Origin of the sequence: Escherichia sp. 93.0816 (genome assembly GCF_013368855.2) — a bacterium.
Taxonomy (GTDB): domain Bacteria; phylum Pseudomonadota; class Gammaproteobacteria; order Enterobacterales; family Enterobacteriaceae; genus Escherichia; species Escherichia ruysiae.
In genome coordinates, this window is record NZ_JABWNC020000012.1 from 95,921 (window position 1) to 118,055 (window position 22,135).

Annotated in this window: 21 protein-coding genes; 11 read left to right on the forward strand and 10 right to left on the reverse strand. The window is 48.1% G+C overall.

What is annotated here, in order from left to right; translation table 11 throughout:
• Positions 1 to 36 precede the first annotated feature (36 nt).
• The 6 genes from ftsP to ygiW form a co-directional block, all read right to left on the reverse strand.
• Positions 37 to 1,449: a cell division protein FtsP gene (gene ftsP, locus HEM79_RS14110; RefSeq protein WP_000059392.1), complete on the reverse strand. Its 1,413-nt coding sequence runs from the start codon at positions 1,447 to 1,449 to the stop codon at positions 37 to 39.
• A 72-nt stretch (positions 1,450 to 1,521) separates the two neighbouring features.
• Positions 1,522 to 2,259 carry a 1-acylglycerol-3-phosphate O-acyltransferase gene (gene plsC, locus HEM79_RS14115; RefSeq protein WP_000965724.1) on the reverse strand — a complete coding sequence of 246 codons (738 nt, stop codon included), beginning with the start codon at positions 2,257 to 2,259 and terminating at the stop codon, positions 1,522 to 1,524.
• 227 nt (positions 2,260 to 2,486) lie between these two features.
• The gene (gene parC, locus HEM79_RS14120; RefSeq protein ID WP_001281916.1) at positions 2,487 to 4,745 is read right to left on the reverse strand and encodes a DNA topoisomerase IV subunit A; all 2,259 of its coding nucleotides are present in this window, start codon (positions 4,743 to 4,745) and stop codon (positions 2,487 to 2,489) included.
• Between the two features lie 137 nt (positions 4,746 to 4,882).
• Positions 4,883 to 6,490 carry an ABC transporter substrate-binding protein gene (locus HEM79_RS14125; protein ID WP_176241596.1) on the reverse strand — a complete coding sequence of 536 codons (1,608 nt, stop codon included), beginning with the start codon at positions 6,488 to 6,490 and terminating at the stop codon, positions 4,883 to 4,885.
• Positions 6,491 to 6,599: 109 nt separating this feature from the next.
• On the reverse strand, positions 6,600 to 7,082 hold the full coding sequence (locus HEM79_RS14130) for an AraC family transcriptional regulator (protein WP_021551428.1): 483 nt from the start codon (positions 7,080 to 7,082) through the stop codon (positions 6,600 to 6,602).
• A 52-nt stretch (positions 7,083 to 7,134) separates the two neighbouring features.
• Entirely contained in the window at positions 7,135 to 7,527 is a 393-nt protein-coding gene (gene ygiW, locus HEM79_RS14135) for an OB fold stress tolerance protein YgiW (protein WP_000731637.1), read from the reverse strand.
• Positions 7,528 to 7,678: 151 nt separating this feature from the next.
• Between ygiW and qseB the strand changes: the two genes are divergently transcribed.
• From qseB to HEM79_RS14155, 4 genes are all read left to right on the forward strand, one after another.
• On the forward strand, positions 7,679 to 8,338 hold the full coding sequence (qseB, locus tag HEM79_RS14140) for a quorum sensing response regulator transcription factor QseB (RefSeq protein ID WP_001221480.1): 660 nt from the start codon (positions 7,679 to 7,681) through the stop codon (positions 8,336 to 8,338).
• Complete coding sequence (gene qseC / locus HEM79_RS14145) at positions 8,335 to 9,684, forward strand: quorum sensing histidine kinase QseC (RefSeq protein ID WP_176241595.1); 1,350 nt, start codon at positions 8,335 to 8,337, stop codon at positions 9,682 to 9,684. Before qseB ends, qseC begins: the two co-directional genes overlap by 4 nt.
• Before the next feature lie 109 nt (positions 9,685 to 9,793).
• Positions 9,794 to 10,375 (forward strand): NADPH:quinone oxidoreductase MdaB, encoded by a 582-nt coding sequence (mdaB, locus tag HEM79_RS14150; RefSeq protein ID WP_000065430.1) that lies wholly within the window; start codon positions 9,794 to 9,796, stop codon positions 10,373 to 10,375.
• Between the two features lie 30 nt (positions 10,376 to 10,405).
• Positions 10,406 to 10,720, forward strand: coding sequence for a putative quinol monooxygenase (locus tag HEM79_RS14155; RefSeq protein ID WP_000958592.1), 315 nt, complete (start codon positions 10,406 to 10,408; stop codon positions 10,718 to 10,720).
• Between the two features lie 216 nt (positions 10,721 to 10,936).
• Here HEM79_RS14155 and HEM79_RS14160 read toward each other — a convergent pair whose 3' ends face one another.
• Positions 10,937 to 12,268, reverse strand: coding sequence for an MFS transporter (locus HEM79_RS14160; RefSeq protein ID WP_085461196.1), 1,332 nt, complete (start codon positions 12,266 to 12,268; stop codon positions 10,937 to 10,939).
• 285 nt (positions 12,269 to 12,553) lie between these two features.
• On the opposite strand from HEM79_RS14160, the gene HEM79_RS14165 reads away from it, so the two are divergent.
• From HEM79_RS14165 to HEM79_RS14195, 7 genes are all read left to right on the forward strand, one after another.
• Complete coding sequence (locus tag HEM79_RS14165; protein ID WP_000619463.1) at positions 12,554 to 13,306, forward strand: GntR family transcriptional regulator; 753 nt, start codon at positions 12,554 to 12,556, stop codon at positions 13,304 to 13,306.
• 13 nt (positions 13,307 to 13,319) lie between these two features.
• Complete coding sequence (locus HEM79_RS14170) at positions 13,320 to 14,396, forward strand: ADP-ribosylglycohydrolase family protein (protein ID WP_001033109.1); 1,077 nt, start codon at positions 13,320 to 13,322, stop codon at positions 14,394 to 14,396.
• Entirely contained in the window at positions 14,396 to 15,394 is a 999-nt protein-coding gene (locus HEM79_RS14175; RefSeq protein ID WP_010347835.1) for an SIS domain-containing protein, read from the forward strand. Before HEM79_RS14170 ends, HEM79_RS14175 begins: the two co-directional genes overlap by 1 nt.
• 4 nt (positions 15,395 to 15,398) lie before the next feature.
• Positions 15,399 to 16,313 (forward strand): carbohydrate kinase family protein, encoded by a 915-nt coding sequence (locus HEM79_RS14180; RefSeq protein WP_024212550.1) that lies wholly within the window; start codon positions 15,399 to 15,401, stop codon positions 16,311 to 16,313.
• A gap of 29 nt (positions 16,314 to 16,342) precedes the next feature.
• Complete coding sequence (locus HEM79_RS14185; RefSeq protein ID WP_000693794.1) at positions 16,343 to 17,467, forward strand: esterase-like activity of phytase family protein; 1,125 nt, start codon at positions 16,343 to 16,345, stop codon at positions 17,465 to 17,467.
• Positions 17,468 to 17,560: 93 nt separating this feature from the next.
• The gene (locus tag HEM79_RS14190; protein WP_001089848.1) at positions 17,561 to 18,295 is read left to right on the forward strand and encodes an oligogalacturonate-specific porin KdgM family protein; all 735 of its coding nucleotides are present in this window, start codon (positions 17,561 to 17,563) and stop codon (positions 18,293 to 18,295) included.
• A 14-nt stretch (positions 18,296 to 18,309) separates the two neighbouring features.
• A complete protein-coding gene (locus tag HEM79_RS14195) occupies positions 18,310 to 19,179 on the forward strand; it encodes a DUF2608 domain-containing protein (RefSeq protein WP_001060175.1) in 870 nt (289 codons plus the stop codon).
• Positions 19,180 to 19,247: 68 nt separating this feature from the next.
• Here HEM79_RS14195 and HEM79_RS14200 read toward each other — a convergent pair whose 3' ends face one another.
• From HEM79_RS14200 to HEM79_RS14210, 3 genes are read right to left on the reverse strand one after another with little or no spacing between them, the layout of a single operon-like run.
• Positions 19,248 to 20,135: a MurR/RpiR family transcriptional regulator gene (locus HEM79_RS14200; protein ID WP_176241594.1), complete on the reverse strand. Its 888-nt coding sequence runs from the start codon at positions 20,133 to 20,135 to the stop codon at positions 19,248 to 19,250.
• Positions 20,132 to 21,079: an iron-siderophore ABC transporter substrate-binding protein gene (locus tag HEM79_RS14205; protein ID WP_176241593.1), complete on the reverse strand. Its 948-nt coding sequence runs from the start codon at positions 21,077 to 21,079 to the stop codon at positions 20,132 to 20,134. Before HEM79_RS14205 ends, HEM79_RS14200 begins: the two co-directional genes overlap by 4 nt.
• Before the next feature lie 10 nt (positions 21,080 to 21,089).
• Complete coding sequence (locus HEM79_RS14210; protein WP_176241646.1) at positions 21,090 to 22,127, reverse strand: FecCD family ABC transporter permease; 1,038 nt, start codon at positions 22,125 to 22,127, stop codon at positions 21,090 to 21,092.
• Positions 22,128 to 22,135 lie beyond the last annotated feature (8 nt).

The following is a 22,135-nucleotide window of genomic DNA, read 5'->3' on the forward strand; positions in this document are numbered from 1 at the left end:
TATTCCATACTCGCCCTCCTCGGGCGAGTATGGCGATTAAGGCACTGGATTAACCAACAACTGCCCAATAGAGCCGCGATCCGCCATTTCCAGTGTCTGGCTACCAAAGTAAAACGGGAAATGCGCCCAGGAAGGCTGACCGTAATAAACAAGCAGTTCCACTTGTCCATCAACCCAGACGGTATCTTTCCAGCCTCTGTCTTCCGGGAATGGCATTGCGCCATTCACGTTACGGATCTGGAACATCACACCTTCAATATGGAATGATTGCGGCTCGTCCGCGCGTACCGTCCAGCGTTCCCACGTTCCCTGCTGGGCAGCAACATCAATGCGGTTAACGTCCCATAGCTGCCCGTTGATGCCGGGATCGTCACCCAGACTAATATCACGGCTGCGAATCGGTGAACCGGCCATTATTTCAGTCGGTAACAAGCGCATCGGCAGGCTGTCAGTGACCAGCGGCAGAAGACCGGTCGGGCGCAACGTTAGCACCAGCGTGGAAACCAGAATGCTGGACGGCTCAAAGAAGCCACGAATACGATCAACAATGCTCGCCGCTTCGCCACAGGTGATAGACACTTCATCACCGTTGCTCATATCCACCAGAATTTCACGGCGTTCGCCCGGCGCCAGCGAAAGCTGCTTCACCGACACGGGAGCAGGCAGGAATCCCTGATCGCCAGAAATCACGTGCAACGGACGACCATCGCTCATCTGCAGTTGATAGCGACGGGAGTTCGATGCGTTCAGCAGGCGCAGGCGCACCCAACCGCGCGAAACTTCAACGTACGGGCTTTGTACACCGTTGACCAGCAGCGTATCGCCAACAAAGCCGCCACTTCCCGGTTCGTTGTATTCTGGCGTACCAAAGTTATCCAGCCGTTTATCCTGGATGATGACTGGAAAATCATCCACACCATAATGGTTAGGAATGGGCAGCGACTTGCTGACTTCATCTTCCACCAGCCACATCCCGGCAAGGCCGTTATAGACCTGCTGCGCCGTGCGGTTGGGGGTATTAGCGTGATACCACAAAGTCGCAGCATTTTGGCGAATTGGCAGCACAGGCGCCCAGTCAGCGTTTGGCGACATCATGCGTGCCGGACCGCCCATCAGTGGACCTGGCACTTGTAATCCAGCCACTGTCATTGAGACATTTTCTGTCAGTCGGTTGCTGTAAATCAGCTTAACATCGTCGCCCTTCCAGACGCGGATAGTCGGCCCCAGGTAGCGACCATTGATACCCCAAACCGACGCGCGCGTTCCTGGCGTAAATGACCAGTGCGCACGTTGTACTGTCATAAATAGCGGTTGCCCACGGCGAGATTCAAGCAGCGGCGGAACGGGCAGTGGTTGCTGTTGACCGGCTGCGCTTGCCTTCAGGGGGACAGCACCTGCACACAGTGCGATCCCCGATGCCTGAATGAACTGACGCCGACTGAGTGACATATTTGCTCCATGTAAAACTGGCTAAAGTAATACCGTGCAGGAAAACATCCCCGCAAAAAACAGATTGCCGACTTAAACTTTTCCGGCGGCTTCGCGCTCTGCGACTTCTTTATCGAGCTCGGCGATTTTTTGTTCCATTATCGAACGACAATGAGCAGCCAGCTCGCGAACCTGATCTTTACCATATTGACTGATGTCAATTGGCGGCAGCATTTCTACGATCACTAAACCATTATTCAGTCGATTAAGATTAATCTTATTCGAAGTCGTGGAAACACACACGGGAATAATCGGGACGCCTGCCGCAATTGCCGCATGGAATGCCCCAGTTTTAAATGGCAGCAGGCCGCGACCACGGCTACGCGTTCCTTCCGGGAACATCCAGATGGAAATACGGCGTTTTTTGAAGTGATTCACCACTTCCGCGATAGTGCCGTGCGCCTTAGTACGGTTGTTTCTGTCGATCAATAAGTTGCCGGTTAACCAGTACAACTGCCCAAAGAAGGGGATCCACAGCAAACTCTTTTTACCCACTGTGACCGTCGGCGGCTGCACGATGTTCGATGCTGTCACCATGTCATAGTTGTTCTGGTGGTTAGCAATATAGATAGCATTACCATAGCTTTCAGCATCTGCAGGTTTGCGGCACTCAACTTTCAGCCCGTACAGCGGCGCAAGGCGCCCAAACATATGCCCGAAGGTGGCTACATGCTTTGGATTTCGCGGGCTGAAAAGGCAGTAAATGGAGCCGAAAACACAGACTAAGATGCTGTAAATAACGGTAATAATAAGACGAAAGATATATAGCATAACACCCTCTGAAGATCTGAGAGACTGGCATTGTACGTCACCTGAAATCAGGTTAGGGCATTGTTAAAAGCCGCTCTCTGGAAAAGCGTATTGTTAATCGCAACGCATGAATAAACAACGGTTTCAAGGGAATTTTTATCGTTTCCTGGGGCTGATTACGCTGCCGGATGATGACTTAACGTGTCATCCGGCGTTCCTTACAAACGGGAGAAAGCCCCTCCGGCATGTTACTCTTCGCTATCGCTACTGCTGGCGCGGTGAGGTGAGTCAATCTCGACACGGTCGATACGCTGTAAACCGCGCATCAAGGTGCCACGGCGACCACGCTCACCAGTCACTTTCAACAACTCTTCCGGGCGCAGTTTAATTTTGCGTTTCCCGACATGAATAGTCAGAGTGCTCTGCGGCGGTAGTACATACAGGTGAGCCAGACCATCCTCGCCCCGCGCGGCTTCTGCCGATGGGATGTTGATGATCTTGTTGCCTTTACCCTTCGACAGTTGCGGAAGCTCGCTTACCGGGAACATCAACATGCGTCCCGCCAGGGTGATAGCCAGTAGCATATCAGAGGCATCTTCAATCACTACTGGCGGCATAACATGCGCATTTTCAGGTAAGGTAATCAATGCTTTACCTGCACGGTTACGGGCAACAAGATCATTAAAGGTACAGACGAATCCATAGCCAGCATCGGAAGCCATCAACAGTTTCTTATCGTCGCTTTCCATTAGCATGTGATCAACAGTGGCACCTGGCGGTAACGTCAGTTTCCCGGTGAGTGGTTCGCCCTGACCACGCGCCGACGGCAGCGTAATCGGGTCGATGGCGTAGCTACGACCAGTGGAATCAACAAATACCACCGGTTGGTTGCTCTTGCCTTTCACCGCCGCTTTGAAGCTATCGCCCGCTTTATAGTTCAGGCCTGGTGCGTCGATGTCATGGCCTTTGGCGCTGCGTACCCAACCCATCTGTGACAGCACAATGGTAACGGGTTCGGACGGCAGCATATCGTGCTCGCTCATCGCTTTCGCTTCTTCGCGTTCCTGCAACGGCGAACGGCGATCGTCGCCATAGGCTTGTGCGTCGGCCTGTAGCTCTTTCTTCAGCAGGTTATTCATCTTACGCTCGGAAGCCAGAATGCTCTGCAACTGGTCGCGCTCTTTTTCCAGTTCGTTCTGCTCACCGCGAATCTTCATCTCTTCCAGTTTGGCGAGATGACGCAGTTTCAGTTCGAGGATCGCTTCCGCCTGGGTTTCCGTAATGCCAAAACGCGACATCAGTGCCGGTTTCGGTTCATCTTCATTACGAATGATCTCAATCACTTCGTCGATATTGAGAAACGCCACCAGCAAACCTTCAAGAATATGCAGGCGCTTGAGGACTTTCTCCAGACGATAGTTGAGACGGCGGCGCACGGTATCGCGACGGAACACCAGCCATTCGGAGAGGATTTCCAACAGGTTTTTCACCGCCGGACGCCCATCCAGACCAATCATATTGAGGTTAATACGATAGCTCTTTTCCAGATCGGTCGTGGCAAACAGATGATTCATCACCTGATCCATATCCACACGATTAGAACGCGGCACAATCACCAGACGGGTCGGGTTCTCGTGGTCAGATTCATCGCGCAGATCGTCAACCATCGGCAGCTTTTTGTTGCGCATTTGCGCAGCAATTTGCTCCAGTACGCGCGCACCAGAAACCTGATGCGGTAAGGCGCTGATAACTACCGCGCCATCTTCTTTCTTCCACACCGCGCGCATACGCACAGAACCACGACCGTTCTCGTAGATTTTACGGATCTCGGCGCGGGAGGTGATGATTTCCGCTTCGGTCGGGTAGTCCGGGCCCTGAACAATATCCAGCAACTGGTCAAGCGTGGTTTTCGGCTGGTCGATTAACGCGATTGCCGCCTGTGCGACTTCACGCAGGTTGTGTGGCGGAATGTCCGTCGCCATCCCGACAGCAATACCGGTGGTGCCGTTAAGCAAAATATTCGGCAGGCGAGCAGGCAGCATTTTCGGCTCCTGCAAAGTGCCGTCGAAGTTTGGCACCCAGTCCGCCGTCCCTTGCCCCAGCTCACTCAATAACAGCTCAGAATATTTCGACAGGCGGGATTCGGTATAACGCATTGCCGCGAACGATTTCGGATCGTCCGGTGCCCCCCAGTTTCCCTGCCCATCAACCAGCGGATAACGGTAAGAAAACGGCTGCGCCATCAGTACCATCGCTTCATAGCAGGCGCTGTCACCGTGCGGATGGTATTTACCCAGTACGTCACCCACAGTACGGGCCGATTTTTTAAATTTGGCGGTAGCATTCAGACCCAGTTCTGACATCGCATACACAATGCGGCGCTGAACAGGTTTCAGACCATCACCAATAAACGGCAACGCACGATCCATGATGACGTACATGGAGTAGTTTAAGTAGGCGTTTTCCGTAAATTCATGTAGCGCAAGGCGCTCTGCCATATCGCTCATTAATTCTGATTCCTCAACTTATTCGCCAGCCTTCAAAGGGGCAATATTGCCGGAGATACTACATTATCTGTCGCGTCGAGTCACAGGAGATCAGTGTGAATAGTGCCGCCGGACGTACTCCGACGGCGATAAAGGCATCAATGTGCCTTGATATACAACTCTTTGCTGTAGACATAATCCTGGGGATTATGCAGCGGGAAACCGCCAACGTAAGGTTTAAGCAGTTTGATCAGCGGCTGATAGTAGATGGGAATGAGCGGTGCCTGCTGGTTGATAATGGCCTCGGCCTGTTGATACAGCGCATTACGTTTTCCCGCGTCGGTGGTTTGCGCGGCCTGGTTCAATAACGCGTCATACTTTGCATTTTTCCAGTGACCGACGTTCTCTTCACTATCGCTTTTAAGCGTGTTCAGGAAGCTGGATGCATCATTATATGTCGCATCCCACGACTGCCGCGACAACATGAAATCACCGCTACGCCGGGCATCGAGATACGTTTTCCACTCCATTGTGCGCAGCGTCACCTGTGCGCCCAGCCATTTTTTCCATTCGGAAGACAAGGCTATCGCCGTTTTTTCATGCAGATCGTACTTGTTGTAGAACAGTTCAAAGCGTAGCGGATGAGAGGCGTCGTATCCCGCCTGTTTCAGCAAGGCTTTTGCTATCGCGACACGCTCATCCATTGGCTTTTGCAGTTCCTCAAACGTTGGCGCACGAAATCCTTCTACCTCTGGCGGCGTCAATGTTGTTGCGGGCGTTCGCAACCCAAGTATCTTTTGCGCGATTAACGGCCTGTCGACCGTAAGATACAACGCCCGCCGCACACGGGCGTCATCAAACGGCGGTTTCCGGGTGTTGAAGTTGTAATATTCGCTGTTCAGACGCGGGATAATTCGCAGCTCGCCAGGAAGTGATTTCTCGATTGCAGGAATTTGCTGCGCCGGAACCCAGGTGAGATCAACCTCTCCCGCACGATAGCGGTTATAGCCGGTGACCGAATTATCCAGCGCCAGATACTCAACCTGCTGCAAGACAGTATGCTCTGCATCGCGGTATTGAGGATTTTTTCGCGCTGTAATCTTTTCGTTAACTACCCATTTATCAAGCACAAAAGCACCGTTGTAAACCATATGTTCTGGCTTACTCCAGCTATTGCCATACTTCGCAATCACATGATGCGGAACCGGAAACAGCGTCGGCCAGGCGAGCATGGTCGTAAACCAGGGAACGGGCTGCTCAAGCGTGACTTCAAGAGTGCGATCATCGGTAGCCTTCACACCCAGCGATGCAATATCCGCTTTGCCTGCCACAATAGCCGCTGCATTTTTAATATGCGACTGTGCCAGATAGTCAGCAAAAGGGCTTGCCGTTTTGGGGTCAACCGCGCGCTGCCAGCCGAGGACAAAATCCAGTGCCGTTAAGGGCTGGCCATCAGACCACTGTAAACCGTGACGTAAATGGAAAACATAGCGTTTGCCGCCATCTGACACCTCCCATGATTCGGCCTGAGCGGGTTGCACTTTGCCTTCACTGTCTATCCATACCAGACCTTCAAACAGATCCAGCACAATCTGCGCGGCAGTATTCTCCTCAACCTTTTGCGGGTCGAGCGTGCCTGGGTCGCTATGATTGTTGTAACGAAAGACTTGTTGCGGGGCGAGCGGTGTGTTGGCGGGAACGTCAGCAGCATAGAGAGGAGCCGCACTTACCAGGCTGACCAGCCATAATAAATTTCGCGTATACATGGTATTCCTTACCGGAGAAATTATAAGCCCGACAACAATACGCCGGTGGGATTGTTAGCTCAAACTTATAGCGAGTGATGTGGCTCACACTCCGTTAAAATATTTCCCGTCACGCCAACGGCACATAGACATCCGTTTCCAGCCGCTGCTCTGACATCCCTTCAGCCAGATTAGTGTAGTGAAACAGTATCGGCGCTTTACGTATTCTCTCGCCGCTTTCTGGCAGCCACTGACGAATGATCCCCCATACTGTGCGCGAAATATCGTCCAGTTCGCCAACATGACGAGCCACGGCATAACGTCCTCCGCCAAGCTCACTATTACTCACGCCATAACGATTCTCCGGAATCGCTTCGCTAACGCTGCCGCAGATATCAAAGCGAAACGCTTCCGGCGCGGTGCTGGCAGGATCATCCCAGGCGACGCCAAATGTCTGGCTTTGGTTAACAGGGGAAAGTCCCGTCTCTTTGCGCCACATGATAAATTTCGCCACGCTATAGTTGAGCAACTCAGGGCTACAGCGATGCGGCAACAAAGCCACGCGGGTTGAAGGGAAATTGATGATGTTCACGTCCAGTGACTGGTTTTTCATGTTGCCTCCCTGCGAAATTATTCCCGGGAACGCGTCCCGGGAGCGGTAATAATTACGGATTCACTTTACGAATCTGTTTAACGTCGATCTCAACAGAGTTCCAGTCTTTATCGACCTCCCCCTGAATCTCAACCGTATCTTTCGGTGTAACAGTCACACCGTTCCAGCGTTTGTGGTCGATATCGACATTGATAGTACCGCTGGCATCTTTGAACACGTAGAGATCGTCAGAGATGCGTTCAACGATATTGCCGCGCAGGGTTACCCAGGTATCATCACGCAGGGATTTTGCGTTTTCTACGTTAGTTACACTGCCGTTCGGCCCCTGAAATCCTCCGGCCTGATTTTGCGTTGCTGATGGTCCAGAAAAACCACCCTGCTCTGCTGCCATAACTGGTGCGCTACACAGAGCCATTACTGCAATTACTGCTGCTAATTTTTTCATGTTTGTTACTCCCTTTAATGTCTGTTTTCGAGCATTAAACAAGATACTCCTTAACAACTTCTTAAGAAAAAAAAAGAAAATTTAGTACTGTACAGAGCGCGTTACAACACGGTTTACTGACAACGAATACAGCTATCGCAGGGATGAAAAGATGCGAATTTTACTGATAGAAGATGACATGCTGATTGGCGACGGCATCAAAACAGGTCTTAGTAAGATGGGCTTTAGTGTTGACTGGTTTACGGAAGGTCGTCAGGGAAAAGAGGCGCTTTATAGCGCACCTTATGACGCAGTAATTCTGGATTTAACCTTACCGGGAATGGATGGTCGCGATATTTTGCGCGAATGGCGGGATAAAGGTCAGCGTGAACCGGTATTAATCCTGACCGCACGCGATGCCCTGGCGGAACGCGTAGAAGGTTTGCGTCTGGGAGCCGACGATTATCTGTGTAAACCTTTTGCCTTAATAGAAGTCGCTGCCAGGCTGGAAGCTCTGATGCGCCGAAGCAACGGGCAAGCCAGCAATGAGCTACATCACGGTAACGTAATGCTCGACCCAGGCAAACGTATCGCCACCCAGGCCGGCGAACTCTTAACGCTGAAGCCAAAAGAATTTGCTCTGCTGGAATTACTGATGCGTAACGCCGGTCGGGTACTGCCGCGCAAACTGATTGAAGAAAAACTGTATACCTGGGACGAAGAGGTCACCAGCAATGCCATCGAAGTGCATGTGCATCATCTGCGACGTAAGCTCGGCAGCGACTTTATTCGCACCGTTCACGGTATTGGCTACACATTAGGTGAGAAATGAAATTTACCCAACGCCTTAGTCTGCGAGTCAGGCTGACGCTGATCTTTTTGATTCTGGCCTCGGTGACCTGGCTACTCTCCAGCTTTGTCGCCTGGAAACAAACAATTGATAATGTCGATGAGTTATTCGATACCCAGTTGATGCTGTTTGCCAAACGATTAAGTACGCTCGATCTTAACGAAATCAATGCGGCAGATCGTATGGCGCAGACACCGAATAAATTAAAACACGGTCACGTAGATGATGATGCGCTGACCTTTGCTGTCTTTACTCACGACGGCAACATGGTCCTTAACGATGGCGATAATGGCGAAGATATTCCCTATAGCTATCAACGTGAAGGTTTTGCTAACGGGCAACTGGTAGGTGAAGACGACCCCTGGCGTTTTGTCTGGATGACATCCCCCGATGGTAAGTATCGCATCGTTGTTGGCCAGGAGTGGGAATACCGTGAAGACATGGCGCTGGCGATTGTCACCGGACAGCTCATTCCCTGGCTTATCGCGCTGCCTATCATGTTGATTATCATGATGGTACTACTGGGTCGTGAACTCTCGCCACTAAACAAACTGGCTCTGGCGCTGCGTATGCGCGATCCTGACTCGGAAAAACCGCTCAACGCTGACGGTGTACCCAACGAAGTGCGTCCGCTGGTCGAGTCGCTGAATCAACTTTTCGACCGTACACATGCGATGATGGTTCGTGAACGACGCTTTACCTCCGATGCTGCTCACGAACTACGTAGCCCGTTAACGGCGCTGAAAGTACAAACCGAAGTTGCGCAGCTCTCTGACGACGATCCACAGGCACGGAAAAAAGCACTGCTTCAATTACATTCCGGGATTGATCGTGCCACCCGCCTTGTTGATCAACTGCTCACACTATCGCGGCTCGACTCGCTGGATAACCTTCAGGATGTCGCGGAGATCCCACTTGAAGATCTCCTGCAATCGGCGGTGATGGATATTTACCACACGGCGCAGCAGGCGAAAATTGACGTGCGGCTGACGCTCAACGCACAGGGCATCAAACGCACCGGACAACCGCTATTGCTAAGTTTGCTGGTACGAAATCTGCTGGATAACGCCGTGCGCTACAGCCCACAAGGCAGCGTGGTGGACGTCACGCTGAATGCCAATAATTTCATCGTGAGGGATAACGGCCCCGGTGTGACGCCAGAGGCGCTGGCGCGAATCGGCGAACGTTTCTATCGTCCACCGGGACAAACCGCCACCGGCAGTGGGCTTGGGCTGTCGATTGTCCAACGAATTGCCAAATTGCATGGCATGAATGTTGTGTTTGGGAATGCGGAACAAGGTGGATTTGAGGCGAAGGTGAGCTGGTAGTGGTGATATTGTTGCAAAATTCGCAAAAGACTTTGCACATTTTGCTAATTTCACCGTACCGCTCTGTGACGTACTATAGTCGACAAACTTCTCACCTTGAGGATAAAAAATGAGCAATATCCTGATTATCAACGGCGCGAAGAAATTCGCCCACTCCAATGGTCAACTGAACGACACCCTGACCGAAGTCGCGGATGGCACGCTCCGCGACCTCGGGCATGATGTCCGTATCGTTCGCGCCGACAGCGACTACGATGTCAAAGCCGAAGTACAAAACTTCCTCTGGGCTGATGTGGTTATCTGGCAGATGCCTGGCTGGTGGATGGGCGCGCCGTGGACGGTGAAAAAATACATTGATGATGTGTTCACCGAAGGTCACGGTACGCTGTATGCCAGCGATGGTCGTACCCGCAAAGATCCGTCGAAAAAATACGGCTCTGGCGGCCTGGTACAGGGCAAAAAATATATGCTCTCTCTGACCTGGAACGCACCAATGGAAGCCTTCACCGAAAAAGATCAGTTCTTCCACGGCGTCGGCGTTGACGGCGTGTATCTGCCGTTCCATAAAGCAAACCAATTCCTTGGCATGGAACCGCTGCCGACATTTATCGCTAATGACGTGATAAAAATGCCTGATGTTCCCCGCTATACTGAAGAATATCGCAAGCATCTTGTGGAAATTTTTGGTTAACTAGAGCTCTGGCTTTAGAAGGAGTTAACCATGCTTACAGTAATCGCTGAAATCCGTACTCGTCCTGGCCAACATCACCGTCAGGCAGTATTGGATCAGTTTGCTAAAATCGTTCCAATCGTACTGAAGGAAGAAGGTTGCCACGGCTATGCGCCGATGGTGGATTGCGCTGCTGGCGTGAGTTTCCAGTCTATGGCGCCGGACTCTATCGTGATGATTGAGCAGTGGGAAAGCATTGCCCATCTTGAAGCGCATTTGCAGACGCCGCATATGAAAGCGTACAGCGAAGCCGTAAAAGGCGATGTGCTGGAGATGAATATTCGTATCCTGCAGCCGGGGCTTTGATGTTCCTGAAAAGAGGCTGGTAATTTTTATCGGCCTGAGACTGATGGCAAACGTAAGATTGCCTGATGCACTACGCTTATCGGGCCTGGCAGAGGATTGCAATATATTGAATTTGCACGATTCTGCAGGCCGGATAAGGTGTTCACGCCGCATCCGGCATGAACAACGCGCGCTTTGTCAACAAGTTAAGGTCAGTATTGCTACCGACTTTTAGTTTCATACTTCCGCCGTCTCTAAACGCGCTTTAATCTGTTCGTAATATTCATTATTAATCAGATAAAAGCGCATGATAAGTCCAGTTATCAGGTTGAGCACCGCTGGAACTATCGTCATTAATAAGCAGATCCCCCACAGCGCCTTCGGTGTTTGCTCAATGCCTGGTTGGTAGCCCATACAGGATAAAGCAATACCTATAAAGCCTCCCGCCAACCCCATACCGAATTTTTGAAAAAAGAGAATCCCGCCAAATGCCAGCCCGGAAACACGTTGCCCCGTTTTCATTTCGCCGTAATCCACCGATTCAGCAATAGATGCCCAATAGACGGGAAGCTGGATATCCGTCAGGAAGGTCACCACAATATAAAATGTAAAGGCTAACACTATAGAATCTGGTTGCACAAAATACATCGCGCCACCCACCACGAACGCCAGTAATTGGGTATAACGAAACATTTTTATTTTGTCATAGAAACGAGTAAGCCACGTGCAAGTTACCATCGCCATAACAGAAGCAATCACGCCTGAGGTTAAAAAGGGTGAAATTAAAGCATCCCCACCATTCAGATAATATTTTGCATAATATGCAGCTACAGAGTTACGAATAATCCCACCGAACATAATGACCGCGATGGCAACACCAAGAATTAGCCACTGATCATTTTTGACTAATAACCGAAACTGCGCGCTCATCCCAAGAGCAGGTCTTGGATGGTGGATACGTTCTTTTACACTAAAAAAACAATAAAGACATAAACACGTTGCCAGAATTCCCATTGCTCCCATTGCAATTTGATAACCCAGTTGTACATTATTCTTACCAAGATACATTGCAGATAAAGGAACAATAATAGTTACTGCAAACATCGCGATTTTTGTCATGACAAAACGAAAACCGTTGGCACTCAATCGCTCTTGTGGATCATCCGTGATCACGCTAATTAACGAAACATAAGGAATTGCGATGAATGTATATGTCAAGGTGAGTAAAATATAGGTCGCCCAGGCCCACAAAAGTTTCATCGAATAACCAACATCAGGCGTAATGAACATCAACCAAATGCTGATTCCAAAGGGTATCGACATAAAAAGCAACCATGGCCGATATTTTCCCCAACGCGTTATTGTTCTGTCTGTCAGCGTCCCTACAACAGGATCGATAACCGCATCAAGAATACGCACAGAAAATAACAGAATACCTAAATCTACCGGTTTCAGACCAAATATATCCGTGTAAAAATAAGTAATGATCATAGCCAAAGACATCATTACTATTGCGATAGCCATATCACCCGCGCCAAAACCTATCTTTTCATTTATCGTAAGTTTCATACACAGCACTCATTAATTATTTAAATTCATATTAAAAACAAATGTGTTAAAAATTTCAGCACATGATTTCTGTGAGTGAGGATAAATGCATTGGTAGATACCACAACAAACCATTAAATCATTATTGAACAACATCACACAAAAACCAATCTCATTTAACATCATGATTTTTAATTATAAATGTGGTTTTTTCTGTTTTATGTCACAGATAGTGAACAAGCATCATGCGTAATAAAAGCTAAAGAATGTAGAGTTGGTATCAACCACATGAAATGAGGCTTTGTCATGATAAGAATTTATAAAGCCAGTAAAGGTCAGTTAAAACATCGTGAAATCTTTGATGAAATAAAGAAAAAGATTGATAACGGTGAATGGAAAGAAGGCAAAGCTATACCAACAGAAAGAGAACTTTCAGAATATTATTTAAGCAGCAGAACAACGATTCGCAAGGCAATAGAAAGCCTGAAACAACGCGGCTATCTGCATAGTGTCCACGGGCAAGGGACATTTGTATTACCTGCTCGCAGTAGGGAAAATCATTTATTACACAGCTTTACTGATGATATTAAAGCTCGTGGCGGTATACCTGCACAGAATATTCTTGAGATGGGGTTGATTCCCGTCAGTGATGTCATCAGAAAAAATCTCGAACTGGATATTCATGTTCATACCGTATTTTACATTAAACGCATTCGTTATATGGGAAGTACACCACTGGGTATTCAAACATCATGGCTTGCATTAAATGACGGACAAGAAATAACCCAGGATGAGCTGCTGGCGACAGGTTCGCTCTATATTTTACTGGAAGAAAAACTCGCCATTAAACCTTTAGAGGCAACTGAAATTATCTCCGCCCGGCTTCCTTCCCCCCTGGAACGGACATTGCTGGAGCTGACGGCCGAAGATGTCGTATTGAGTTGTACCCGCGTCACGCTATCCGTAGAACGCAAACCGATGGAGTACGTTGAGATGGTTTATCCCGCAAGCCGCTACTCCTACAAGGCACGAATTACAAAAGATAGTTTTAGTGTGTAATAGAGAGAATATTGTGAACAAAATTGAAAAAAACGTTATTTATAACAAAATTTTAGGTTCGTTAGCCTGCGCAGGAATGGGCGATGCTTTAGGCGCGGCGACTGAACTCTACAGCATTGATGAGATAAAAGAGCAATGGGGTGGTTTTTTAAACGATTTTGTATCTCCTCCCGCCGATACTTTCGCTGGCTCATTGAAAGGTGTTGCTGGACTGATTACCGATGATTCCAGTCAAATGTATGTATTTTCAGAGGGATTAATCCAGGCTGGTTTTGATAACTTCACCAATAAGGATTGGTTGGCTTGCCTCCTGCGTTGGGCTGATATGCAGCCCTACGCAAATTACAAAGGCCCCACGACAGAACAAATCGTCAAAGCACTCAAAGAAGGTAGGCCAACAAACACCATTGGGCGCATTGGAACATCTTCTCGCCAGGCTCCCAATATCGGTACAACGAATGGTGCCGGGATGCGTGTCGCCCCAGCAGGATTAATCTGGCCAGGCAATAAAGAAAAAGCATGCAATCTGGCATTATTAACCTGTCTACCTTCGCATGACACTAATATTGCGATTGCCAGCGCATGCGCTATCGCAGCGGCAGCCTCCCAAGCCATGTTGCCGCAAGCCTCTCTTACATCATTACTGGACGCCGCAATCTGGGGAGCTAATTACGGCGAACATCTGGCAAAACAACATGCTCGGTGTGTGGCAGGACCGTCTATTGCCATGCGAATCCAGCTTGCAGCGGACATCGCCAGACGTGCTAATGATCTGGAGTCTTGCCTGCGAGAAATGGAAGGTCTGGTAGGTAACTCTGTCGCAGCTCACGAGTCAATTCCTGCGGCAATCGGCCTTCTGCTGTATTGCAAAGGAGAACCCTGGGAAACCATTTATGCTTGCGCCAATATCGGCAACGACACCGATAGCATCGCCACGATGGCAGGCGCAATTGCAGGAGCATGGCGCGGTTTTGATGCTCTCCCTAAAGACAAATATGCCTTTTTCCGTGCCGTAAATAATAAAGATTTCGACCTTGAAGCGACCGCGTCTGGCCTGACATTGCTTGCATTACAGGCACAGGAGAAATAATGAACATGTCAGCCCGTACTCCTATTATGCCATTAGCGAAAACTCGTGAGGAAATAGACACAACGGCGGCAGCGTTACGTCATTTGGCAATTATCTGGGGTGAATGTTTTTCTACTATTCAGCTCGATGAGTATGCTGTCAAACGCGTCTATATAGTGGGATCGGGCGACTCCTGGACGGTAGCACTGTGTGTCGCCGCATGGCTGGGAAAATATACACATCTGTCTTGTTCCGCATTGCAAACGTGGGATTTTCTTCAGACTGATTTAACCCGTTATCAGGAAGAAACGCTGATCATTATTCTCAGCGCGAGTGGCAGACCCTCATTGGCCGTTGACGCCTTCCACCACGCTGTATACTCAAACGCGCAAGTACTGGGTGTGACGAATTGCCCAGGAACGCCATTTTGCGCAATAACAGAAAATGTGCTCTACACATGGGCGAATAAGCAGGGTATTCCAACACAAAGTAGTAGTGTCACACTTTATGCCCTCCTGCGCTTAGTGCAAAAATTATGTCCAGACATAACACCACTGCAAATTGAAGAAGATTTGGAAGGGAAATTTAGACAGATTAATCGGCACTGGCAGCAAAAGAAGCGCCGTCTTTATCAGCAAAAAGAGATGACGTTTCTGGGTAGCGGCTTAAGTTGGGGACTGGCATTATCGGGCAGTAATTTACTTTCCTGTGGCCCACAGATTCGTGCGACAGCCCTTCCTGTGGAAGAATTCTATCATTCATTACGCTTATATCAAGTTGATGCCAGTCAGCATTATTTTTTAATACCAGCCACATCCTGCGAGTACCCATTTTACCTTGCAACCCAAAAAGCAATCATTGAACAGGGAGCAACAGCAGAATTAATCAGTTTTATACCTGACGCCAGTGAGTCCACCAATTTATTTCTGGTCATGCAGTGGTTATATGAAATGTGTTGGCATTTAAGTTCTGATTATGTCAACGCAGGCGGAAAACGCGTTAGCCATATGGAGAAATAAGGCTATGAAGAAATTTGATGTCGCCGCTTTAGGTAGTGGAAATATAGATATGTTTTTATCTATCCCGTCACTCCCCACACGTGGCGGTAAAGTGATCGGGGCACGCCTGGGCGAACAAGCTGGCGGCACCGTCGCCAACAGTGCCTGTGCGATGGGACAATTGGGTCTCGATGTTGTTTCGGTCTCATGTATAGGCAATGATCATTCGGCCTCGATCATTCTTGACGGATTTAAAAAACATCATGTGAATTGTGATTTCATTCAGGTAATCCCGGATTTAATTGCCAATACCGCGATTATTTTTATTGACGAATCAGGTGAAAAAACGTTGGTTTACTCACCTGGCAGCGATCATGAATGGGATGAAGAAAAAGCCCTACAGGCTATTGCTCAAAGTCATTATTTTTATTCGATGCCAGCCAATATAGAGAAATTTCGTATGCTGGCCCAATATGCCCATAGCCAGACGACAAAAGTCGTCGTTGATATTGAACCCCATATCGTTGCAACACCTGAGCGCCTTGCCAGTATTTTACAGCTTGCAGATATTGCGATTTTTAATTATGACGGCTTTATTCGTGGATATGCAGCAGAGCCAGATTGCGCTCTTCTGCATGATATACAAGAAGATTATCAACTTGATGCTATCGTGGTAACGCTGGATGCTCGGGGAGTGATTGCGGTCAAAGGCAATGAGCAAGTGCAAATCGGTAGTTATACAATCCCCGTTCTTGATACCACAGGCGCTGGAGATACTTTTAATGGTGCCTTTATTTATAGCTTAATAAAAAACATGTCTTTAATTGAAGCTCTGAAATTTGCCTCTGCTACAGCCGCAATAAATATTACCGCGTTAGGTGCCAGAGGCCATCTGGCGACGCCATCGGAGGTTAATCTTTTTCTTTTACAACACGACTAAAAATAGATATACACACACAGGTAAACATCATGAAAATAAAACATGCCGCTATTTTTCTGGCATTACCGCTGTTATGCGCAACAGCGCAGGCAAACAGTTTTCTTCATTATGCCGGCGAGTTTAACTTCCCTACGGGAGAAAAACAGAACAATGTCACCATTGCGGGGATTTCTGCCATTACATTTGATCCCCAAAAGAATATTTTCTACGCTATTAACGATAGCAGAAACAATAATAAGGAGGGAGATGCCAGCCTTTATACGCTAAAAATGCAGGTGTCATCCAGGGGCATTGAGCAAGTAAATTTTCTCAACCAACGTCCACTGCTTGACGCAAAGCAGCAGCCTTTCATGATCAATATGGTGGATGCCGAAGGTCTGGCACTGACACACAATGGTGAATCGTTAATCTGGAGTTCGGAATTAGGTGCACCACTGCGTCTGAGCACTCTTGATGGCGTAATGGAGAAGGAGTTTACGTCTTTATTTCCTGCTCGCTTTAATATTAGCTCTGGCAAAGAGAGTACCAGTGGTATCCGCAGCGGCAATGCCTGGGAGGGCCTGACGCTTACACCTGATGGTAAATCACTTTTTATCGCCGTTGAAAGTAGTCTTAAGCAGGATGGACCTATTGCAAGCCCAATAAATTCAGGCACATCACGCTTACTGCAATTTTCTATGGATGCAGACGGTCAACCTTCAACGCAATTGCATGAATATCTCTATATTACTGATCCTGTTCCGCAAGTGAGTGAATTCGGTATTAATGATAATGGCGTATCCGAGATCCTGGCGTTGAATGATCACCAATTATTGGTCATCGAACGTTCCGGCAGGAACGTCAGTGCTGGGTTCAATGACTGGGATTACTCCGTCAGAGTTTATATGGTGGATTTAAATACCGCGAGCGATATCAAGAATATTGACAGTCTACAAGACTGGCCCAATAAATCCACGTTACAACCCGTCAGTAAAAAATTGTTGATCGATTTTGCCGATTACACTTCATCAGCGGATTGTATTGAAGGGGTAACATTCGGTCCTGAAATTGATGGGCATACATCATTAATATTTGTATCAGATAACAATTTCCAGCCTCATCAACAGACAAAATTCTATTTATTCATCGATAAGGAAAACAAACTTAAAATTTAGAATCAAACCACAGATATAAAAATTCTGACACCTGGAATTATCAGATGGTGTATTCAGCCACCAAAAATATATTTTATTCTGAAAGGGAATATTATGAACTCTTATCTTAAATTATCACTCGTAGGAATAATAACGTTATCTGGCTTTTCGCCTACGCTCACCTATGCAGAACAACCGCATGGATTTATTGATTATCGCCATGAGTATCTCGATGATACTCGCACTCACGCGGACCGTGTCGAATTTGGTACGTTTTTTAGCAACGGTATCGGCCTGATGGGGGAATTACGCTATAACACCGATGAAGGTGATAAAGATAAGTGGGACCCCTCACAATTTGGCAATAACGGAACAGGATTATCTGTCGTTTACCGCTTTAAGCCGCTGGATGACAAAAAGTTCTGGTTAGAACCCATGTTCTGGCTTGATACCACACAATATTGGTCAACTTACGAATATGGTCTTTCTGCTGGTTATGATTTCAGCAAAGAGTGGAAGGTTTCGGGTCGTTTTCGTTATGACATGGATAAAGCCACCGATAAATCTAAAGGTTATGGCAATGATGATCGTAATAACCGCCGTTACGATGTGTGGATCGATTATCGACCACAAAACACCAACTTCCAATATCAGTTAAACCTGGTCTATTACAATAATGGTTATTTAACCTGGAATGATGGTCATACAAACTACACTGCATCATTTAAAGTGGGGTATAAAATGGGATCATGGATACCTTATATGAGTGTTGCGGATTATAAAGGTGTGGATAAAACATCAAGCAATCGCCAAATCCGTTGGCGCTGGGGTCTGACCTATACTTTCTAATCTGGAATAAAAAAATGAATAATAAATTTAAAATCACCCTCTGGATGATGCTCTCTGCCCTACCTGCTTTATCTTGTGCACAGGTAAAAAATATAGTCACTAGCGAATATAGTACAGTCAATAAAATCATAACAGAAAAGGAAACTCTCTATCCTCCCAATAAGATATTATTAGTTTTTGATATTGATAATACGTTATTAACGAGTGGCACACGTATTGGCGGTGATATCTGGTATCAATGGCAAACCGGCAAACTACCGTTAAAACCAGATAGCTCACAAAAAGTTCCTTGCCTGTATGAAAATGCAATCAGTATGCTTTATGAACTTAGCCCTATGCAGCTTACCGAGTCACAGTTACCGGCGATGTTAAAACAATGGCAACAGAAACATACCGCCTTTGCTCTGACATCCAGGGCGCCAGATACACTCTTTCCAACATTACGTGAACTAAAGCGAAACGGCATTGATTTTTCTTCTTCCGCACTCAGGAAAAAAGAGGATGCTTTGCCACCCTTTGAAAAAGGAAAACTTAAACGCTCATGGTTGTACAGCCAGGGGATATTTTTTTCTTCCGGACAAGATAAAGGCGTAATTCTCGACTTTATGCTGGATAAAATGGAGAACAAATATGACGCGATTGTGTTTGTCGATGACGGACAAGCAAACATTAATGCGATGACGAAAATGTTTTCTACGGAAAAATGGTTCTCCACGGATTTTACCGTTATTCATTATACAAAAATAGAAAGCGATTTAATTAAGCAACAAGGGGCAGTCATTACACTCGCACAAACAGATATAATGAGTACCGACTGGAAGATGCTCTCTGGTTCACTGGCCAGTATATTTCCTGATCGACATAAATTGTGTCCGATCAACTAGCCCCCCCTGACAAAATGTCAGTCTTACCGGGATAATTATCATCAGGCATCTGAAATGGCTGCACCCGGTCAGCCATTCTTTCTTCCCGTTTTCAAACCCCGATGGAAATCGTTAATTCGCTTAATGGTTTTAACCGCACGCTGCGGCACTGCGGAAGCCACCGACCAGACAATCATTTCCAGGCACAACAATACCGTACCATGTAGCGGCGTTTTCCCCTTTTCATCGCCGCGCGGAACATGAATCACGATACTGACGTCTTTGCTAAAACGCGAATCCAGAGCGTTTGTCAGCAAAATAACAGGGATCCCCAGCCGTCTTGCTTCACGCAGCGTTGTCAGTCCTTCCCGGTGTGCGGATTTTTGCGCCATCATGATCAATACATCACCACGCTGAAGCGCGATCAGTTGCTCGGCAAGGCCAATACCAGTACGGTTTAGCGCCGTGGCGGGTAAGCCAATACGATTGAATAACCGTGCAGTATAGTCCGCCAGAATACCCGAAGCGCCAATGCCAAAAATAACAACTTGCCGCGCCTGCACCAGCATAGCTACCGCTTGTGCAAGCGCATGGCGGTTTTCAGGCTCTGACAGGACATTACAGGTATACAAATGCCCTTCAAGAACAAAATCGATTGCGGTGTTAACATCACTCGTCAAGTTACTCACCGTCGTAGACATCTTTTCGCTGGAACTAAGAGCAGGACCAAGCCACTGTTCCAGAGTGCGTTTCAGATCTCGTAGCCCCGCAAACCCCAGGGCCTGTATAGCCCGAATCACTGTGGCATCAGAAGTGTTCAATGTGGTCGCAATTTCCATCGCCGTTTGCTCGAGTACCACTTCACGATGTTCATTAATGTAGCTGGCGACGGCTCTTAACCCAGGCGTTAACTGACTCGCGCGAGTACGAAAACGCTCACCAAAAATATCAACTCGTGTTTTGTCTTTCTGAATCATTTGGCCTCCGGTAGAGCTCGCCCTGCAATTTGTGATTGTATCTGCGCGGCTATCAGCCCCAGCGATGCAAAGGAGTTAGAAATCGCCTCTTCACGAGAAATCAGCACATAGCGCCCGGAACGACAGGCCGTCAGAAACTGACACCATCCCGGCATGACTTTTTCCATTGCTGCCAGCTCATCCTGAGGTTTACCACCGGTGTCACCACGCCAGGTTGCAAAAACAAAATCGGCATCCAGTTCAGGCAAACGCTCCGCGCTCACATCCATTCGCCCACCTTCAGGAATGCTCTCAATCAGCGGCGGAAAGCGAAAACCAGCATCGCGTAATACACGCCCCAGCGAATGATAGCTATGCATCACATTAATTTTTCCCTGATTTGCCTGAATCACCGATACCGTTATTTGTTGGCTGTCCAGCGTCGCCTTCAGCGCATTGATTTGTGCCTGATAGCGGCGTTCAAGTATCGCTAGCCGCGCCTGCGTTCCTGTAAGTTCTGCCAGCTTGCGGTAGATTTCTGGCGCGCCCCCTTTGAGATGATCAATGCTCACCGTGGGCGCAATTTTTTCCAGTTGTTCAATGGGCGTATTACGGGTCGGTTCTGTGATGATCAGATCAGGCTTTGCCGCCACAATCGCTTCAATATCAATATCAGCAGTTCCAATAAAGGCTATCGATGAATTATCGAAGTCGACGCCTGTCAGTAACGCGCCTGATCGAATGAAATGGCTACCATCAGGCCGTGTTCGCCCGTGGCTGGCGACAGGAGGTACACCGAGTTCAATCAGAGGAATAGTGATATCAAGGTCGTGTAAAGAGACAATTCTCTTTGGATGTGCAGGAACAGTGACTTTGCGCCCTAAATCATCAGTAAAGACCTGAACCGGTTCTGTTGCACGGGCAAAAAATGACAACAGTATTAGCAGAGAAAAAAATAAACGCATATAACTCCCGTTAAAAACTGTTCCTGCGCTGCCAGAGCAGTAGTAAAAAGAATGGTCCACCAATCAGTGAAATAATGATTCCGGCTGGCAGTTGCAAAGGCAAAAAAGCCAAACGACCAAGGCTATCCGCCAGGATAACTAATAACGCCCCCGATACTGCGCTCCCCAGCAGTAATGTCGTCTGCCCGCCACGCAGAATAAAACGTGATATATGCGGTGCTATCAATCCGACAAAACCGATGTTACCAACACATGAAACGCAGACAGCTGTCAGGATTATTGGTGCGGCTACACGCAATAACGCCAGACGGGAACTATTCACACCTAACCCGGTTGCAATCTGATGACCAAGCAGAGCGATATCCGCAGTCCGGGCGGTGAACAGCAATAAAAGAGCGGCTGGCACCATCCAACAGGCTGAAATACCGACTAACATCCAGTTGGCTGCATGAAGGCTTCCCGATAACCACATCAATGCAGTTTGTACATCACGAACATCTGCTGTGGTCATAAATACACCGATCCCGGCGGCGAAAAACCAGGACACGCCAATGCCTATCAGAACAAATCGCGGGCGAGAAATATCGCGCGCGCAAAAAATCACGATTAAAGCTACCAACAAGCCACCAGCAAGACCAGCCACTGGACGCCAGAACATTCCCAGCATTGGAAACTGGAAAATCAGCCACAGCACAGCCACGCTACATCCTTCTTTAACGCCGATTAAACCGGGATCGGCAAGGCCGTTACGCGCAATGGATTGCATTGCGGCTCCAGCCATACCTAACATGGCCCCGCATAGCAATGCCATGATGACTCTTGGCAAGCGGATATCCTGCACAATATAACGTGCGTCTGTACTTACGTTTTCTGGAGCAAACAACGCTCGCCCGACTTCCGATGCCGGGACGGAGAAAGTGCCATGCATCAAACCGAATATCAGTATTCCAACCGCAAACAGAGACAGCCCACTAAGCAACACCAGGTTTTTAGGGCGCACCAGTGTCGAAAACTTACCAACACGTAGTGGGCGTAGTCCGACGTTCATTATCCGAC

Coding starts and splice junctions, on each gene's coding strand:
- ftsP (WP_000059392.1), bottom strand. CDS start 1,449: ATGTCACTCAGTCGGCGTCAGTTCATTCAGGCATCGGGGATCGCACTG.
- plsC (WP_000965724.1), bottom strand. CDS start 2,259: ATGCTATATATCTTTCGTCTTATTATTACCGTTATTTACAGCATCTTA.
- parC (WP_001281916.1), bottom strand. CDS start 4,745: ATGAGCGATATGGCAGAGCGCCTTGCGCTACATGAATTTACGGAAAAC.
- HEM79_RS14125 (WP_176241596.1), bottom strand. CDS start 6,490: ATGTATACGCGAAATTTATTATGGCTGGTCAGCCTGGTAAGTGCGGCT.
- HEM79_RS14130 (WP_021551428.1), bottom strand. CDS start 7,082: ATGAAAAACCAGTCACTGGACGTGAACATCATCAATTTCCCTTCAACC.
- ygiW (WP_000731637.1), bottom strand. CDS start 7,527: ATGAAAAAATTAGCAGCAGTAATTGCAGTAATGGCTCTGTGTAGCGCA.
- qseB (WP_001221480.1), top strand. CDS start 7,679: ATGCGAATTTTACTGATAGAAGATGACATGCTGATTGGCGACGGCATC.
- qseC (WP_176241595.1), top strand. CDS start 8,335: ATGAAATTTACCCAACGCCTTAGTCTGCGAGTCAGGCTGACGCTGATC.
- mdaB (WP_000065430.1), top strand. CDS start 9,794: ATGAGCAATATCCTGATTATCAACGGCGCGAAGAAATTCGCCCACTCC.
- HEM79_RS14155 (WP_000958592.1), top strand. CDS start 10,406: ATGCTTACAGTAATCGCTGAAATCCGTACTCGTCCTGGCCAACATCAC.
- HEM79_RS14160 (WP_085461196.1), bottom strand. CDS start 12,268: ATGAAACTTACGATAAATGAAAAGATAGGTTTTGGCGCGGGTGATATG.
- HEM79_RS14165 (WP_000619463.1), top strand. CDS start 12,554: ATGATAAGAATTTATAAAGCCAGTAAAGGTCAGTTAAAACATCGTGAA.
- HEM79_RS14175 (WP_010347835.1), top strand. CDS start 14,396: ATGAACATGTCAGCCCGTACTCCTATTATGCCATTAGCGAAAACTCGT.
- HEM79_RS14180 (WP_024212550.1), top strand. CDS start 15,399: ATGAAGAAATTTGATGTCGCCGCTTTAGGTAGTGGAAATATAGATATG.
- HEM79_RS14185 (WP_000693794.1), top strand. CDS start 16,343: ATGAAAATAAAACATGCCGCTATTTTTCTGGCATTACCGCTGTTATGC.
- HEM79_RS14190 (WP_001089848.1), top strand. CDS start 17,561: ATGAACTCTTATCTTAAATTATCACTCGTAGGAATAATAACGTTATCT.
- HEM79_RS14195 (WP_001060175.1), top strand. CDS start 18,310: ATGAATAATAAATTTAAAATCACCCTCTGGATGATGCTCTCTGCCCTA.
- HEM79_RS14200 (WP_176241594.1), bottom strand. CDS start 20,135: ATGATTCAGAAAGACAAAACACGAGTTGATATTTTTGGTGAGCGTTTT.
- HEM79_RS14205 (WP_176241593.1), bottom strand. CDS start 21,079: ATGCGTTTATTTTTTTCTCTGCTAATACTGTTGTCATTTTTTGCCCGT.
- HEM79_RS14210 (WP_176241646.1), bottom strand. CDS start 22,127: ATGAACGTCGGACTACGCCCACTACGTGTTGGTAAGTTTTCGACACTG.